19 protein-coding genes are annotated in these 15,110 nt (G+C 62.2%); 8 read left to right on the forward strand and 11 right to left on the reverse strand.

All coding sequences use genetic code 11. From position 1 onward, the window contains the following. Positions 1-95: 95 nt before the first annotated feature. Both rpmB and QKW60_RS02850 read right to left on the reverse strand, forming a co-directional pair. Complete coding sequence (rpmB, locus tag QKW60_RS02845) at positions 96-383, reverse strand: 50S ribosomal protein L28 (protein ID WP_263738481.1); 288 nt, start codon at positions 381-383, stop codon at positions 96-98. Positions 384-544: 161 nt separating this feature from the next. Continuing rightward, positions 545-1,351, reverse strand: coding sequence for a 2-keto-4-pentenoate hydratase (locus QKW60_RS02850; RefSeq protein ID WP_282366274.1), 807 nt, complete (start codon positions 1,349-1,351; stop codon positions 545-547). Between the two features lie 136 nt (positions 1,352-1,487). Between QKW60_RS02850 and nthA the strand changes: the two genes are divergently transcribed. Genes nthA through QKW60_RS02865 form a run of 3 tightly spaced genes read left to right on the forward strand, consistent with a single transcriptional unit; the run spans position 1,488 to position 3,078 of the window. Next, entirely contained in the window at positions 1,488-2,102 is a 615-nt protein-coding gene (nthA, locus tag QKW60_RS02855) for a nitrile hydratase subunit alpha (protein ID WP_282366852.1), read from the forward strand. Beyond that, a complete protein-coding gene (gene nthB / locus QKW60_RS02860) occupies positions 2,099-2,770 on the forward strand; it encodes a nitrile hydratase subunit beta (protein ID WP_282366275.1) in 672 nt (223 codons plus the stop codon). Before nthA ends, nthB begins: the two co-directional genes overlap by 4 nt. Continuing rightward, complete coding sequence (locus tag QKW60_RS02865) at positions 2,767-3,078, forward strand: nitrile hydratase accessory protein (protein ID WP_282366276.1); 312 nt, start codon at positions 2,767-2,769, stop codon at positions 3,076-3,078. Before nthB ends, QKW60_RS02865 begins: the two co-directional genes overlap by 4 nt. Positions 3,079-3,084: 6 nt before the next feature. On the opposite strand, the gene QKW60_RS02870 is transcribed toward QKW60_RS02865, so the two are convergent. Further along, a complete protein-coding gene (locus QKW60_RS02870) occupies positions 3,085-3,879 on the reverse strand; it encodes a hypothetical protein (RefSeq protein ID WP_282366277.1) in 795 nt (264 codons plus the stop codon). A 92-nt stretch (positions 3,880-3,971) separates the two neighbouring features. Continuing rightward, complete coding sequence (locus tag QKW60_RS02875; protein WP_282366278.1) at positions 3,972-4,223, reverse strand: DUF167 domain-containing protein; 252 nt, start codon at positions 4,221-4,223, stop codon at positions 3,972-3,974. A 106-nt stretch (positions 4,224-4,329) separates the two neighbouring features. Here QKW60_RS02875 and QKW60_RS02880 point away from each other — a divergent pair, with 106 nt between their 5' ends. Both QKW60_RS02880 and QKW60_RS02885 read left to right on the forward strand, forming a co-directional pair. Next, a complete protein-coding gene (locus QKW60_RS02880) occupies positions 4,330-4,908 on the forward strand; it encodes a nitroreductase family protein (RefSeq protein WP_282366279.1) in 579 nt (192 codons plus the stop codon). Next, positions 4,905-5,600: an EI24 domain-containing protein gene (locus QKW60_RS02885; RefSeq protein ID WP_419762637.1), complete on the forward strand. Its 696-nt coding sequence runs from the start codon at positions 4,905-4,907 to the stop codon at positions 5,598-5,600. Before QKW60_RS02880 ends, QKW60_RS02885 begins: the two co-directional genes overlap by 4 nt. Before the next feature lie 5 nt (positions 5,601-5,605). Here the strand turns inward: QKW60_RS02885 and QKW60_RS02890 are convergent, their stop codons facing one another. The 6 genes from QKW60_RS02890 to QKW60_RS02915 form a co-directional block, all read right to left on the reverse strand. Further along, positions 5,606-6,022 carry an ACT domain-containing protein gene (locus tag QKW60_RS02890; RefSeq protein ID WP_282366280.1) on the reverse strand — a complete coding sequence of 139 codons (417 nt, stop codon included), beginning with the start codon at positions 6,020-6,022 and terminating at the stop codon, positions 5,606-5,608. 112 nt (positions 6,023-6,134) lie between these two features. Continuing rightward, positions 6,135-6,644: a CarD family transcriptional regulator gene (locus QKW60_RS02895; protein WP_282366855.1), complete on the reverse strand. Its 510-nt coding sequence runs from the start codon at positions 6,642-6,644 to the stop codon at positions 6,135-6,137. 306 nt (positions 6,645-6,950) lie between these two features. Further along, entirely contained in the window at positions 6,951-7,289 is a 339-nt protein-coding gene (fdxA, locus tag QKW60_RS02900; protein WP_263738492.1) for a ferredoxin FdxA, read from the reverse strand. A gap of 114 nt (positions 7,290-7,403) precedes the next feature. Then, entirely contained in the window at positions 7,404-7,706 is a 303-nt protein-coding gene (locus QKW60_RS02905; protein ID WP_282366281.1) for an RNA-binding S4 domain-containing protein, read from the reverse strand. A gap of 7 nt (positions 7,707-7,713) precedes the next feature. Further along, positions 7,714-10,473, reverse strand: a complete 2,760-nt coding sequence (locus tag QKW60_RS02910; RefSeq protein WP_282366285.1) for a helicase-related protein — start codon at positions 10,471-10,473, stop codon at positions 7,714-7,716. Positions 10,474-10,483: 10 nt separating this feature from the next. After that, positions 10,484-10,849, reverse strand: coding sequence for a tetratricopeptide repeat protein (locus tag QKW60_RS02915; RefSeq protein ID WP_336619144.1), 366 nt, complete (start codon positions 10,847-10,849; stop codon positions 10,484-10,486). Between the two features lie 262 nt (positions 10,850-11,111). Here QKW60_RS02915 and QKW60_RS02920 point away from each other — a divergent pair, with 262 nt between their 5' ends. Both QKW60_RS02920 and QKW60_RS02925 read left to right on the forward strand, forming a co-directional pair. After that, positions 11,112-11,399: an SCP2 sterol-binding domain-containing protein gene (locus QKW60_RS02920; RefSeq protein WP_282366289.1), complete on the forward strand. Its 288-nt coding sequence runs from the start codon at positions 11,112-11,114 to the stop codon at positions 11,397-11,399. 2 nt (positions 11,400-11,401) lie between these two features. Beyond that, a complete protein-coding gene (locus QKW60_RS02925) occupies positions 11,402-12,337 on the forward strand; it encodes an alpha/beta fold hydrolase (RefSeq protein WP_282366290.1) in 936 nt (311 codons plus the stop codon). On the opposite strand, the gene QKW60_RS02930 is transcribed toward QKW60_RS02925, so the two are convergent. Continuing rightward, the gene (locus QKW60_RS02930) at positions 12,338-13,075 is read right to left on the reverse strand and encodes a proteasome-type protease (protein ID WP_282366291.1); all 738 of its coding nucleotides are present in this window, start codon (positions 13,073-13,075) and stop codon (positions 12,338-12,340) included. 149 nt (positions 13,076-13,224) lie between these two features. Here QKW60_RS02930 and QKW60_RS02935 point away from each other — a divergent pair, with 149 nt between their 5' ends. Continuing rightward, positions 13,225-15,051, forward strand: coding sequence for a M3 family oligoendopeptidase (locus QKW60_RS02935; protein WP_282366292.1), 1,827 nt, complete (start codon positions 13,225-13,227; stop codon positions 15,049-15,051). Positions 15,052-15,110: the final 59 nt, after the last annotated feature.

Below are 15,110 nucleotides of genomic sequence, written 5' to 3' on the forward strand. Positions count from 1 at the left end.
AAGTGCAAGATCAAACCACTTGGCCACTCATGACAGCGGCTCAAAAACGAAAAGCCCCGCCGAAGCGGGGCAAATCCATCACCGTTCAAGGGCAATCAGGCCGCGGCCTGCGCCTTTGCGATGTCTTTCTTGATCTTCAGCGCCTTGGAAGACAGCTCTTCGTCCTTCGCCTTGGCGAGGAAAGCGTCCAGACCGCCGCGGTGATCGACCGAGCGCAGGGCAGCAGCCGAGATGCGCAGCTTGAACGACTGGCCGAGCGAATCCGAGATCAGGGTGACATCGTTCAGGTTCGGCAGGAAACGGCGGCGCGACTTGTTGTTCGCGTGGCTCACGTTGTTGCCCGACATCGGGCCCTTACCGGTCAATTCGCAAACGCGCGACATGGTTTCGTTCCTTGTTTCTCGGGCCTCCGGGCCCGTCATCCACATATCATCTACGGGCCCCGCACGGCAGAGCCCCGAATTCCGTCCGCGCCATTTACGGCCTATGCCGGGCGGCGTCAAGCGATTCATCCCCGCCATCACCCCGGCGCGTCGCGCGCGTTCTAGCGACAAATTACCCGCAGCGGTGCCAGGTCTATACCGGTGAATTCAGCGGTCCATTCCGTGCCCGGCGCAACCGGCTGAGCATCGGTCAGGGTTCCGGTAGAGACGATCTCTCCCGCCTGCAAGGGGGCCGGGTGAGGCTCGTCAGCGATCGTCTCGACGAGAAACCGCAGCGCCGATACCGGCCCACCAAGGACGTTCGTCGCGTGCCCCGTCTCTACGCGACTACCGTTCCTGTTCAAGGTCACGGTGAAATCGCCGAGCTGCTTCCCCCATGCCATGCGGTCGCTGCTTATGTCCTGCCACCAGCCGATTGCCAATGCCCCGTGCAACCCAAAGGCCGCCGCCGATTGCGGCGCGCTGAACTTCCAGCCGGGATAGACCGACTGGACAATCTCGAAGCCATGCGCGACGCGGTAGATGCAGCCGAGAAGCTCGTCCTCACTCATGCCGGGTTCCGGGGCCGAGGCCAGGTGCAGTACAATTTCGGGCTCGATCCTAGGTTCGGGAACTCCCTGTAAATCGACCACGGCTTCGCCATCAGCGGTGGCAATTAGGGTCGTGTGCCAGACATAATTCCACATCGGCCGGTCCACGCCGTAAATCGGCCAGATGGTCCGGTTTGAAAACCCGATCTTTCGCCCGATGACGCGTTCGCCGCGGGCTTCGCGCAGCGTCCGGACATGCGCGCAGATCCGGTTGGCGGCTGTCATGTCCGGAACCTCGATATCCTGACTTTGGCGCCCGGATCCGAGCAAGTCGAGAAGCGTCCTCGCCGTCCGTTTCTCTGCCTCTTCGGTCGCCATGGAATGCCTGCCTGATCGTTGCGCGATGTCCCTCAACATCACACCCGAGTGCAGCGAAGCATGCAACAGCGATTCAGAGCAACTGCATCCGCGAAGCCCGCTGGACTTGGCAGCCAACCCTGCGCATCATGCCGTCATGCCGCATGATCATCCAGACCACCCGCATTCGCTACTGCCCTCTGACCCCGCCCTCCGCGTGAAGGCGCTGGAGACGATCCTTGTCCGCAAAGGGCTGGTCGATCCGGCAGCGATGGAGGAAATCCTCGACACCTACGAACGGAAGGTCGGCCCGCATCTGGGTGCCAAAGTCGTGGCGCGTGCGTGGAGCGATCCGGCCTTTCGTGACCGGCTGCTGGCCGATGCCACCGCCGCGATTGCAGAACTCGGCATCTCAGGTCGGCAGGGGGAACATGTCGTCGCGGTGGAGAATACGCCCAACACCCATAACATGGTCGTCTGCACGCTCTGTTCCTGCTATCCGTGGCCTTTGCTCGGCATCCCGCCCGCCTGGTACAAATCCGACGCCTACCGGGCGCGCGCGGTGCGCGAACCGCGCAAGGTGCTGGCCGAGTTTGGCGTCACCCTGCCAGACGGCCAGAAAGTGCGTGTGTGGGATTCGACGTCCGAGGTCCGCTATCTGGTTGTGCCGATGCGCCCCAAAGGATCCGAAGGTCTGGACGAGGCGGCGCTGGCCGACCTTGTCACCCGCGATTCGATGATCGGAACCGGTCTTGCGGGGGCGTCCAGATGAGCCGGGTGCATGACATGGGCGGGCGCTATGGCGATCCTGCCGTTATCCCCGAACCGCAGGGCATCGTGCCCATCGGCCCTGAATGGCACCGCAAGGCGCTGGCGCTGACGCTTGCTGCAGGAGGGCTTGGCGCATGGTCGATCGACACGTCGCGCCATGCCCGCGAAAGCCTGAGCCCCAAGGACTATGCGCGGTTTTCCTACTATGAGAAGTGGATGGCGGCCTTGGCCGATCTTCTGGTGGCGAAAGGGCTGGTCACAGAGGACGAGCTGGCCGCAGGCACCGCCGATCCTGCGGAACCCCATCCGAAACTCTTCAGGGCTGAGGCTGTCGGTCCGGCGCTGAAACGGGGCAGCCCCTATGCTAGGCCCGGCGCCGAACCGGCTTTTGCGCCCGGTGATCGGGTGCGCACCCGCCTGCCCGCCCGCAATACAGATGTCCCGGGCGGCCATACAAGGCTACCCGCCTATGCCGCCGGTCAGACCGGGACCGTTATCCTCAGCCACGGCGCGCATGTCCTGCCCGACGCCAATGCCCACGGGCTCGGCGAACGGCCGGAGCCGCTCTATACCGTCGCCTTCGCCGCCGCCGATTTGTGGGGCGAGGCGGAGCGCGCAGGCGACGAGGTCACGCTCGACCTCTGGCAAAGCTATCTGGTCCCTGCATGACTCCGCCGTCCCGCTTCGACGAACCTTGGCAGGCGCAGCTTTTCGCGCTGACCGTCGCGATGAGTGAGGCCGGACATTTCACCTGGAGCCGATGGGCCGAGGCTTTCGGCGCGACGCTGAAGGCGATGGGCGCCGACCGGCCGCTTGATGGCGGGGCGGATTATTACGCCGCGTGGCTCACGACGCTTGAAGGATTGCTCGACCGTGCGGGCCATGCGCCCGTAGACGAAGCGGAGGCCACAAAGGCCGCGTGGGAGCGGGCCTATCTTGCCACGCCCCACGGTCAACCTGTCCGGCTGCCCGGCTGATCGCGACTACCGCAGCGACCGGAACGCCCCGGGCAGGTTGTTCGCCGGATAGGAACTGCCAACGAGGAACTGCATGCGCGGATTGCCGTCCTCGTATTGCGGGTCGAGCACCTGAACGTTGAAGAAGCAGGCCGGCGCCTTGCCATCCGACCCCTCACTTCGGCCGCAGGCGGTGCGGGTACCGACCCGCACGCGCAATGCGATTGCCTCGCCGCCCGGAATGTTCAGCGAGACATCGACCACCTTGTTGGGATCGGAACTGTCGGTTCCGCCAACGAAGAGCGATGAATCGTTCGCGCGGATCACGGATCGCACCACGACGATCCGGAATTCATCCTCGCGCGGGTGAAGGATGAGGTCGGGATTGTTGCCCGCCGTCACCTGTTCCTGCACATAGTTGGCAAGCGCGGTGATGGTGTTGTTGTAGTCTTCGCGCAGCGCCCCCTTGGCCACGAATTGCGACTTGGCGCCGATTGATGCCTTGATCAGCCCTTCCTTGCCAAAGAGCGATTCCGGCAGGCCGGAGATGCCCATCTCGGCCACGTTGGTCGAGGAGACATCACCCGCCGAAACGCCACCCGGCGTGGTCGGCGTCAGCGCCAGTGTATCGAGGAGTTCCAGCCGGTTGGTAGAGATGTTCCACAGGAAGGTGGAGCCGGGTTCATAGAGACCGGCATTCTGGGTGCCGAGCCCTGCGGCGTTCGAGAACTGGAAATTCGCGCTGACCATAGACGGGTCGTGCCGACAGGCCGAAAGCGCGAGGGCTGCACAGAATACGAGCGGGAAACGGGTCAATGTCATTGGAACCATCCATCAATTTTTTCAAAAAACCGATGGTAGGGTAGCACGAAATCGCCAATTCGTCTTCTTACGGGATTCCCGCCCTTCCGGGCCTATTCCGCGATCCGGAACACCTTGTCGCGGGCGGTTTCGCCACGGATCAGGGTCAGGCGTGACTTGGAAACGCCAAGCGCCTTGGCCAGGAGCTTCACGACAGCGGTGTTGGCCTTGCCGCCCTCCGGTACAACCGTGACATAAACGCGGATCGTGCCATCCTCGGTCACGATGGCATTGCGCGACGCCTTCGGGGTGACACGCACGGTAATCTCGGCGCCGGGCCGCGACAGATGGCTGAGCTCGCACATGCCTTCTGTTAGCCGCTTCGCGCGCCCTGTACCAGTTGTCGCCAAAGCCGCTTGACCCCGCCGCCGCTCTGGCCAAGTGTGCCGCCCGTAACGAACGGAGGCCACAATGCCCGTCCCCAATCCCGCCGCGATGGAGTTCTTCCTGACCCGACGGTCGCGGCCCGCCAAGATCCTGCGCCCGCCCGTGCCGACGCGCGAGGAACTCGCACCGATCCTCACGGCGGCGGCACGGGTGCCTGACCATGGCAAGCTGGAACCGTGGCGTTTCATCGTGCTGGAGAAAGCCGCGCTGACGCGGCTTGCAACGCTCTCCGAAACCCGTGGTGCGGCGATGGGGCTCGACCCCGACCGGGTGACCAAGGGCGTGATGCAACTGGCCGATGCCGATCTGGCCATTGCGGTTGTGCATGTCCCCCGCACGACCGAGAAAGTTCCTGAAATCGAGCAGATCCTGTCAGCGGGGGCGGTCTGCCTGACGCTGGTGAATGCCGCTCTCGCCTCGGGCTGGGGGGCTTCGTGGCTGACCGGCTGGCATATGCATGACCGAGAGTTCTGCCGCGAGGGGCTGGGGCTTGCCGAAGGCGAATGGGTGGCGGGCCTTATCCATATCGGCACTGAGGCCAACACGCCGCCGGATCGTCCGCGCCCTGACATCGCGGCCATAACCACCTGGGTAAGCAAATGATATTCGGAGATTTTCTCAAGGCGTTGGGGCAGCTTGGCGACCGGCGGTTCCTCAAGGTCGTCGGCCTCGGTGTCCTACTGTCGCTGGCCTTGTTGTTCGGGGTCTATGTACTCTTCGTTCAGGCGCTGGACTGGATCACTCCCGATACGCTGACCCTGCCCTGGTTGGGTGAAGTCGCGTGGGTGGATAGCCTGATTGGCTGGGGTTCGTTCTTCTTGATGCTGGGACTATCGGTCTTCCTGATGGTGCCCGTGGCTTCGGCCTTCAGCGGGCTGTTCCTCGACGATGTCGCCCAGGCGGTGGAGGACCGGTACCATCCGGCGTTGCCCCGCACGCCGCGCCTGCCGATCATGGACACTTTGATCGACAGCGTGAATCTCTTTGGCGTTCTGGTCGCGGTGAACCTCCTCGCCCTTCTGCTTTACGCCTTTGTCGGCCCCTTCGCGCCTTTGATGTTCTGGGCTGTGAACGGCTATCTTCTCGGGCGGGAATATTTCCAGATGGTCGCGATGCGGCGGCTGGGACGGCAGGGCGCGCGCGACCTGCGCAAGCGCCATGCCGGTCAGGTCTGGATCGCGGGGATGCTGATGGCGGCCCCCCTGTCGATCCCGCTTGTCAATCTGGTGATCCCGGTTCTGGGCGTGGCGACCTTCACGCATCTCTTTCACCGGCTGAAGAACCAGCGCGGCTGAGCGCATCAGCCGCCCGCGACCTCTTGCTGAAGCGCGATCAGGATCTGCATGGCCTCATCGGCCCTGTCCGACGGGACGAAAACGTGATCGTGGTGAAAGGCCGCTACCATATTGCAGGGGATGCCCTGCCCTGCCAGCGCGTCCGCAACCGCTGCCGTCAGGCCGACACCGTCTAACGCTGAATAGACCTTCAGCGTGATACAGCGCATCGGATTGCCTGCATCGAAACCGGCGCCTTGGGCGATCGACGCCGGCAGGATCAGCGACAACCCCTCATCTTCCCGGTGGGTCGCAATCGCCTTCGGAGCGAGCGCCTGACCGAGAGCTTCATCCGGCGTCGATACAAACACGTATTCGCCGTCCCGCAGAAGCGGCGCCATGTTACCGATCATGTCTTTTGCCGTGTGCGATATAACCGGCATGGCGACCTCCCTCTGTATTACGCCAGCTCGTGAAGCCCGAGTATTCCTTTATGGCAAAAGCAAAGACCGCAGAGGCTGGCCTCTGCGGTCCGTACTTTAACGCTTCAAAATATCAGGCTGCGCGCGACAGGAGGACGTCGTCCACCTTCTTCTGCGCACCGGCCTCATCGACGCCCGACACGGCGGCGACTTCACGGGTCAGACGCTCAAGCGCGGCTTCGTAAAGCTGACGCTCGGAATAGGACTGTTCACGCTGGTCATCGGTGCGGTGCAGGTCGCGCACAACCTCGGCAATCGCCATCAGGTCGCCGGAATTGATCTTCTGCTCATATTCCTGCGCCCGGCGCGACCACATCGCGCGCTTGACCTTGGCCTTGCCCTTCAGCGTTTCAAGCGCCTTGGTCACGAGGTCAGGAGAAGACAGCTGACGCATGCCGATCTCGGTCGCCTTGTGCGTGGGCACACGTAGGGTCATCTTGTCCTTCTCAAACGAGATGACGAAAAGCTCGAGCTTCAGCCCGGCGATTTCCTGCTCCTCGACCGCCATGATCTTTCCGACGCCATGGGCGGGATAGACGACGAAGTCATTCGGGCGGAAATCGGATTTCTTGCTCTTGGTCATATGGGCCTTTCCTCGCACGGTATCTGCCATCGCGGCGAAAAACACTGCCGGGGTCATAGAAGGCTCCGGTCAATGTCCGAAATTTCACCTGTTTTCCCCAATGCTGCGAGGTGGTCGCAGCGGCAATGGTCCAGATATCCTCATCCAGTTGTAACAATAATATAGCAGAAAATGCGCATATCTGAAAGGGTCGCCCCAAGGCGCTATGATCAAATGCGTCATGCATTAGGCTCATAACGCGCTTGCGCGTTACGAAAACCCGGTTTTTTCACGCTGACCGAAAGTGATTCGGTCAGATTTCGCGAATCAGTCGCCCTCGCCCGGCGATTCGGAGAAATACTTCTCCAGCTTACCCGTTTCGCCGTCGCGTTCCTCCGCTTCCGGCAGCGGGTCCTTACGCTGGGTGATAACCGGCCATTTTTCGGAATATTGCCGGTTGAACTCCACCCATTTTTCCAGATCCGGCTCGGTATCCGGGCGGATCGCGTCGGCGGGGCATTCGGGTTCGCAGACGCCGCAATCGATGCATTCATCCGGATGGATGACCAGCATGTTCTCGCCTTCATAGAAGCAATCCACCGGGCAAACCTCGACGCAGTCGGTGTATTTGCAGGCGATGCAGTTGTCGGTGACGACATAAGTCATGGGCGGCGTCCGGGCTTAGGGTCCTGCCGCTACCTAGCCCCAAGGCGGGGATCATTCAAGATAGAGGGCGGCGGAAAGACCAAAGGCGTGAACAGTTCAGCCCGGAAAGGACGATCATTCCCGTGTGGTGGCGTCAGGGGGCACAGTTTCGCCTGATGCGATGTCTTCGTAGAGCAAACGCGCCTCTGTGGCTGGCCCCCGGCGCATACCGCAGGCGAGGATGCGGACAACACGGATTTCGCTCGCCTGCCGGAAGGTCAGCACGTCGCCCGGCCCGACGGCCCGGCCGGGCTTGGCGGTCTTGTCGCCGTTCACGCGCAGATGCCCCGCCGTCACCACCCCGGCGGCAAGGCTGCGGGTTTTGAAGAACCGCGCCTGCCAGAGCCATTTGTCGATGCGGATGCGATCCTCGGCCAAGCCCGCCTCAGATCTTGTCCTTGAGCCCCATCAGCGCGGCGGCGAAGGGGTTGTCGGGATCAATCCGGTCCTTTTTCGGGGGACGGGATTCGAAGTTGCGCCCACCCTGATCGTCACGTTTGCCCTTGGCACCATGCTTGCCTTTCGGCCCCTTGCCACCGCCACGCTCACCCCGGTCGCCGCGCGGCTTGCCGTCGCGACGGTCACCGCCCGGCTTGCCCTCGCGGCGTTCGCCGCGCTGCGGGCGATCTCCTCGCGGTGCACGCGGTTTCGGCGCCCAGGTGAAGGTATAGAAGACCTCCATTTCGGTCACGGTCTGAAGTGCCGCTTCTTCTTCGGTGATGGGATTGGAACTTGCAGCTTCCTCGGCGGGTCTCGCCACGGGCTCGGACCGCACCTTTTCGCGCTCACCCCGCTCCCCCTTGTAGCCAAGTCCGGCCATCAGGTCGGCGAACTGTTCCAGTGTCATGCCGGTGATCGAAAGCATGTCGGGGTTCGCCTCGAACCCAGCGCGGCTGTCCATCGTCCGTAGAATATCTGCCAGCCGTTCCAGCATGTCGATGCGGATCGCGCGGGCGCCCGCCGGGTGATAGCCCGAAAGCGTATAGTAGCCCTTGGGCACATCCGGCAGGTTCGGCACCGTCACCAGCCCCGGCGGCGGGCTTTCGGGAAATTCGTCGAGCCCCTCGTTCAGCGACCAGAGCACCAGACGCAACCGCGTCGGTGCCGGCTTCAGAAGCAGCGGCTGGAAGATCGTGTATTGCCCGAACCGGACGCCGTGCTTGCGCAGTAGCCCCCGCATGTCCTGATCCAGCGCCTTGACCTCATCGGCCACGCCTTCACGCGGCAGAACGCCGAGCGATTCCGCAAGACGGAAGGCGAAACCGCGGGCAAGTCCCGTCAGCGTCTCGTCGCGCTGGAGGTTCAGAAGCGGCTCGAAGAGTGTCGCCACCTTGCGGTCGATGAAATGCTGCAAACGGCGGCGCACCTTCTCGCCCACGTCAAAGCCAGCCTCTTCATCGACGAAGGCTTCGACCTGCGGCTTCATCACATCAGCGCCCTTGACGAGCTTGCCGACAGCCGAGTTGCCCCACATCAGACCACCCTGCTCGGTGAAATCCAGCTCGGTGTCCGGCGCGTTGTAGAACCGGTCAGCGCGCAAGTGGAATTCCGGGCGCAATGCCTCATAGGCCGCCTGTTTCAGCGTCTTTGCCTGATCGGGCGATGCGGTTCCGTCCTGATGGAAGCGAAATCCTTCCAGACGGCCGACGAATTCGCCCTCAACCGTCACTTCGCCCTTGTCGTTCACCTCGGCCACAAGGCTCTCCTTCTGCTTGAGCCGGCGAAGGAGGACACTCGTCCGCCGGTCCACAAATCTTTGTGTCAGCGCGTCATGCAGCGCGTCTGACAGGCGGTCTTCTACAGCGCGCGTTTCCTCGCGCCAATGGCTTTCGTCGGCGACCCAGCCGGAACGCTGCGCGACATAGGTCCAAGTGCGGATATATGCCAACCTTTTCGACAATGTGTCGATGTCGCCCTGAACCTTGTCGATCCGACGAATTTGTGCCGCTAGCCAGTCATCGGGCACATGCCCGTCTTGGAGGAACCCGAAGATACGCTGCAATAGATTGGCATGTTCTTGGGCCGAAATCCCTTGAAAATCGGGGATTCGGCAGACATCCCACAAAAGCCGCAGATCGCGCGGATGGCGCAGCCGGTCGCGGATATGCGGCAGATCTGCGAGTGCCTTCAGCGCCTTCAGATCGTCGGCCTCACGCCCGCGCATCAGCCGTTCCTCGGCTGGCGCGGCCTCCAGCGAGGCGATCAGCCGGTCAACGCCGCCGAAATCCAGATCACTCGCCCGCCAGTTGATTCGGTCAATCGGGCGGAAACGGTGGTTCTCGATCGAGGCAATTACCTCATCGGCCAACGGTACGGCTTCCCCCGTCACGCCAAAGCTGCCCGCTGCGGTGTGACGCCCGGCCCGCCCCGCGATCTGGGCCAGTTCGTGCGGGAAAAGATCACGCATGCGCCAGCCGTCGAACTTCGCTGTAGCCGAAAAGGCGACGTGGTTGATATCGAGATTGAGCCCCATGCCGATGGCATCGGTGGCGACGAGGTAATCGACATCGCCGTTCTGGTACATCGCCACCTGCGCATTGCGGGTGCGTGGGGACAGCGCCCCCATCACCACAGCCGCACCGCCCTTCTGACGGCGGATCAGTTCGGCGATGGCATAGACATTTTCAGCCGAAAACCCGACAATGGCCGACCGTGCGGGCATCCGGCTTATCTTTTTCGAACCGGTGTAACTCAGAGTTGAAAACCGCTCGCGTTTCAGGAACTGCACCTTTGGCACGAGGGCGGCAATGGTGCCGCGCATTGTGTCGGAGCCAAGAAACAGCGTCTCAAACAAGCCGCGCGCATGGAGCAAGCGGTCGGTGAAGACATGCCCCCGCTCAGGGTCGGCACAAAGCTGAATTTCGTCCACGGCGAGGAAGTCACAGCCGATATCGGTCGGCATCGCCTCGACCGTGCAGACCCAGTATTGGGCGCGGGCGCCGACAATACGCTCCTCGCCGGTAACCAGCGCCACAACCGCAGGCCCGCGCGCGGCAACGATCCGGTCATAAACCTCTCGGGCGAGCAGGCGCAGGGGCAGGCCGATGACCCCGGTGCGATGCGCCAGCATCCGTTCGATCGCGTAATGTGTCTTGCCTGTGTTGGTCGGTCCGAGGACCGCCGTGATCCTCGTCTCCGCCGCCATGGGACTGCCCTCAGAGTTCGGTGCCGGTGGTCTTCTGCTCCAGCCGTTCGAGCGCCTGCTTTATCCCCTCCTGATGGGGATGTATAGCAAGCGCCGCGCGATAGGCCGCGATGGCCTTGTCCTCCTGCTCCAACGCCTCAAAAATCTGGCCGAGCCCGGAAAGCGCCCCGAAATGGTGGTCGTTCAGCGCAAGCGTATGCTGGATGTCGGCTATGGACGGCCCGAACTGGCCATTCAGAAAATAGGCTGTCGCCCGCGCATTCCAGCCTTCGGCGAATTCTGGCGCATGATCGACGAGGGCGGTGAAATGCTCGATCGCGGTGGCCAGATCGCCCGCTTCCATGGCCTCCTGCCCCCGTTTCAGAAGCAGATCCATCGACGGCGAGCCCGACTTTGACCACTCTCGCAGAATGTCGGATTGAACCCGACGCCACTCAGGGTTGTATGGATCGGCCAATTCCGCGTATAGATTGTCCAGATATTCAGACGCCGCGAAAACCGGCGCAGACAGAAATAACGCTGCGGCACATGCAGCGAACACGGGATTGAGAAGGGTGGCACACATCCGCATTACAAGGCAGAGTGTAGCCGATCCGCGCCGGAAAGCGAGAGGCTTGGCGCTCACATTTGGAGGAAGAATGAGTGATATTGTAACCGCGGCCGTTGCCGCGCTGAGCGAAAAACTGTCCGGCGGCATCCCTGGCACTGCAAAGTTCGTGATCGAAGGCGAAGGCGCATTGATCATTGACGGATCGGACGTGCGCGCGGGCGATGATGAGGCCGATGTGACGCTGACGGCTGACCGTGAAACCTTCGAGGGCATTCTTTCCGGCGACGTAAACCCCACGGCCGCCTTTATGCAGGGCAAACTGGCCGTTGACGGCGATATGGGCCTTGCCATGCAACTCGGCGCAGCCCTTTCCTGAGGATGGACCGCGCCCCCTTCTACGACGACGTTGCCGATGCGCCCGATGGCGCGACCTGCGTCTGGCTGACGGCTGCTGACGGGGTCCGCATCCGAGCGGCCCATTGGCGCGGCGGCGAGAAGGGGACGGTGCTGCTGTTTCCCGGGCGGACGGAATATATTGAGAAATACGGCCCCGCGGCGGGGGAATTTGCCGCGCGGGGCTATGCCATGGCGACTCTCGATTGGCGCGGTCAGGGCATTGCTGACCGGCTACTCGACGATCGCGCACCGGGCCATGTCGAGTGCTTTTCTGACTACAGCCTTGATGTTGCGGCGTTCATGGCCTGGGTCGAGATGCAAGACCTGCCCCGCCCCTTTTTCCTGATCGGCCATTCCATGGGGGGCTGCATCGGGCTGCGCGCCATCCATGACGGTATTGCCGTCAATGCCGTGACGTTCTCGGCGCCGATGTGGGGCATCCTGATGCAGCCGGTTGTGCGTCCCGTCGCATGGGGCCTGTCATGGCTTGCAACGGTCTCCGGGCAGGGTCACCGGATGGTGCCCTCGACCTCACCCCTGACCTACGTGCTGGAAGCGGAGTTCGAAGGCAACGTGCTGACCCGCAACCGCGAGATGTGGGAGTTCATGCGCCGCCAACTGACGGTGCATCCCGATCTCGCCATCGGGGGGCCGACGATGCAGTGGCTTTACGAGGCGCTGAAAGAAACACACGCGCTGCACCAGATGCAATCACCCGACCTGCCCTGCCTGACGGTTCTGGGGGCAGAGGAACGCATCGTTCATGCCGCCTCGATTCACGACCGAATGTCGCGCTGGCCGGGCTCGGAATTCGATCTTGTCGGCAGCGCAGAACACGAGTTGATGATGGAGGGGCCCGAGACACGGGCCAAGTTCTACGACCGCGCCGCGGCCTTGTTCGACGCCAGTCGGGGGTGATTATCCCTGCACATGCAGCGGGATTTTAGCGAAGCTCGACCTCAGCGCCTTTGACCAGCCGTCACTCATACGCCGGAAATCGGCGTCGCCAGGTTCGATCCGGCGCTGAAAGCCAACCTTGCATTCGTCATTGTGGATAACGGCAAGGTCCAGCGGCATACCGACCGACAAGTTCGACCTGAGCGTCGAGTCCATCGACAGAAGCACCGCCTTCTCGCCATCCTCGATTGAGGTTTTCGGCCGCACGATCCGGTCGAGGATCGGCTTGCCGTATTTATGCTCGCCGATCTGCAGGAACGGCGTGTCCTCGGTCGCTTCGATGAAATTGCCTTCCGGATAGACGAGGAACATACGCATCCGCCCGCCCTTGCGCTGCCCCGCAACGATCATTGAGGCCGCGCCAAACTGGCCGTTCGTTTTCAGCCGCTGATCGTTGGCATCGCGCACAGACCACAAAGTCTCGCCCACAATCTCGGCCACTTTCAGCATCGTCGGCGCCATAAGGATCGAGCTTTCCGGCGTCGCCTCGGGGTTCTCGATCGCTTCCTGAAGTTTCGCCAGCGTCGCCTGCGTGACCGACAGGCTGCCCGCCGTCAGGATCGCTATCACCCGTTCCCCGGGCACCTCGAACGAGAACATCTTACGATAGGATGAGATGTGATCGAGGCCCGCATTGGTGCGGGTATCGGACAACAGCACCATGCCAGCATCCAACAGAAGCCCAACACAATAGGTCATGATCGCCTGTCCTTTCCCTAGACCGCGCCACAGTAAGAGGCCTCGCGAGCGCCCGCAACTGGGCCGATGACGGGGAAATCATCCACCCACCCTTGCCATGCCACCCTGCCCCTGCCATCTCTGTGCGACAGATTTCGAAGGAGTGCCCCATGCCGATCCGCTTGCCCCGCCCGGTCTTTGACGCCAATGCCTCGTCCGGCGGGCTTGGCAATCTGCCGGAATGGGATCTGAGCGACCTTTACGCCGCTCCCGACGCGCCCGAAGTGTCGCGCGACATGGACTGGCTTGAAGAGGCCTGCGCCGATTTTGCAGGACGCTACGAGGGAAAGCTGGCGACGCTGAACGCCGACGCGATGCTCGACTGCATCCACGCCTATGAGAAGATCGAGGCGATTGCCGGGCGCATCATGTCCTATGCAGGCCTGCGCTATTATCAGAACACCATGGATGGCGGCAGAGCCAAGTTCATGTCGGATTGTCAGGACAAGGTGACGGCATTCACCACTCCGCTCGTCTTTTTCTCGCTTGAATTCAACCGGATCGAGGATGAAGTTTACAAAACTGTCTTCACCGCCAATGCCGATATCGCGCGTTACAAGCCGGTCTTCGACCGCATGCGCGCGATGAAACCACACCAGCTGTCCGACGAGTTGGAAAAGTTCCTGCACGACCAGTCCACGGTTGGCGCCTCGGCCTGGAACAAACTCTTCGACGAGACGATGGCAGGGCTCGAATTCGCGGTCGAAGGCGAGGCGGAGCCGATGAACCTGGAGGCCACGCTGAACCTCCTGTCCGAGCAGGACCGGTCACGGCGCGAGGCTGGTGCAAAGGCTCTGGCAATGGTCTTCGGCGAGAACGTCAAGCTTTTCGCCCGTGTCCACAACACGCTCGCCAAGGAAAAGGAAATCGAGGACCGCTGGCGGAAGATGCCCACCCCACAAACGGGGCGGCACCTTTCGAACCATGTCGAACCCGAGGTTGTCGAGGCGCTCAGGAACGCCGTCGTCGCCGCGTATCCGAAACTGTCGCACCGCTACTACCGGCTGAAGGCAAAATGGATGGGGCTGGAGAAACTGCAGGTCTGGGACCGCAATGCACCCCTGCCGATTGAGGAAAAGAAGACCGTGAACTGGGACGAGGCGCGGGAGACCGTGATGTCGGCCTATATGAGCTTCGCCCCGGAAATGTCTGATATTGCAAAGCCCTTCTTCGACAATGACTGGATCGACGCGGGCGTGAAACCCGGCAAGGCGCCGGGCGCCTTCGCCCATCCGACCGTGACCGACGTGCATCCCTACATCATGCTGAACTACCTCGGCAAACCGCGCGACGTGATGACGCTGGCCCATGAACTCGGCCATGGCGTACACCAGGTTCTGGCCGCACCGCAGGGGGAAATGCTGTCATCCACCCCCCTGACGCTGGCCGAAACCGCGTCGGTCTTTGGCGAGATGCTGACCTTCCGCAAGCTTCTGGCACAGGCAAAGACGCAAAACGAACGCAAGGTCCTGCTGGCGGGCAAGGTCGAGGATATGATCAACACGGTCGTGCGCCAGATCGCCTTCTACGATTTCGAATGCAAGCTGCACGCTGCCCGCCGCGCGGGCGAACTGACGCCCGAGGATATTAACGCGCTATGGATGAGCATTCAGGGCGAAAGCCTTGGGGACGCTTTCGAATTCATGGATGGGTATGAGACCTTCTGGTCCTATATCCCGCACTTCGTCCACTCGCCCTTCTACGTCTATGCCTACGCCTTCGGCGACGGGCTCGTCAACGCGCTCTATGCGGTCTACGAGGAAGGCCTGCCGGGCTTCGAGGAGAAGTATTTCGAGATGCTGAAGGCTGGAGGATCGAAGCATCACAAAGAGCTTCTCGCACCATTCGGCCTCGATGCCAGCGATCCAAAATTCTGGGACAAGGGTCTGTCCATGATCGCCGGAATGATCGACGAGTTGGAAGCGATGGAGGGATGACCCCCGCGACGGCGCGCCGTCGCGTCCCACACCTCGGAACCCATTCACATAGTCTGGCG

Origin of the sequence: Albidovulum aestuarii (genome assembly GCF_029961185.1) — a bacterium.
Classification (GTDB): domain Bacteria; phylum Pseudomonadota; class Alphaproteobacteria; order Rhodobacterales; family Rhodobacteraceae; genus Albidovulum; species Albidovulum aestuarii.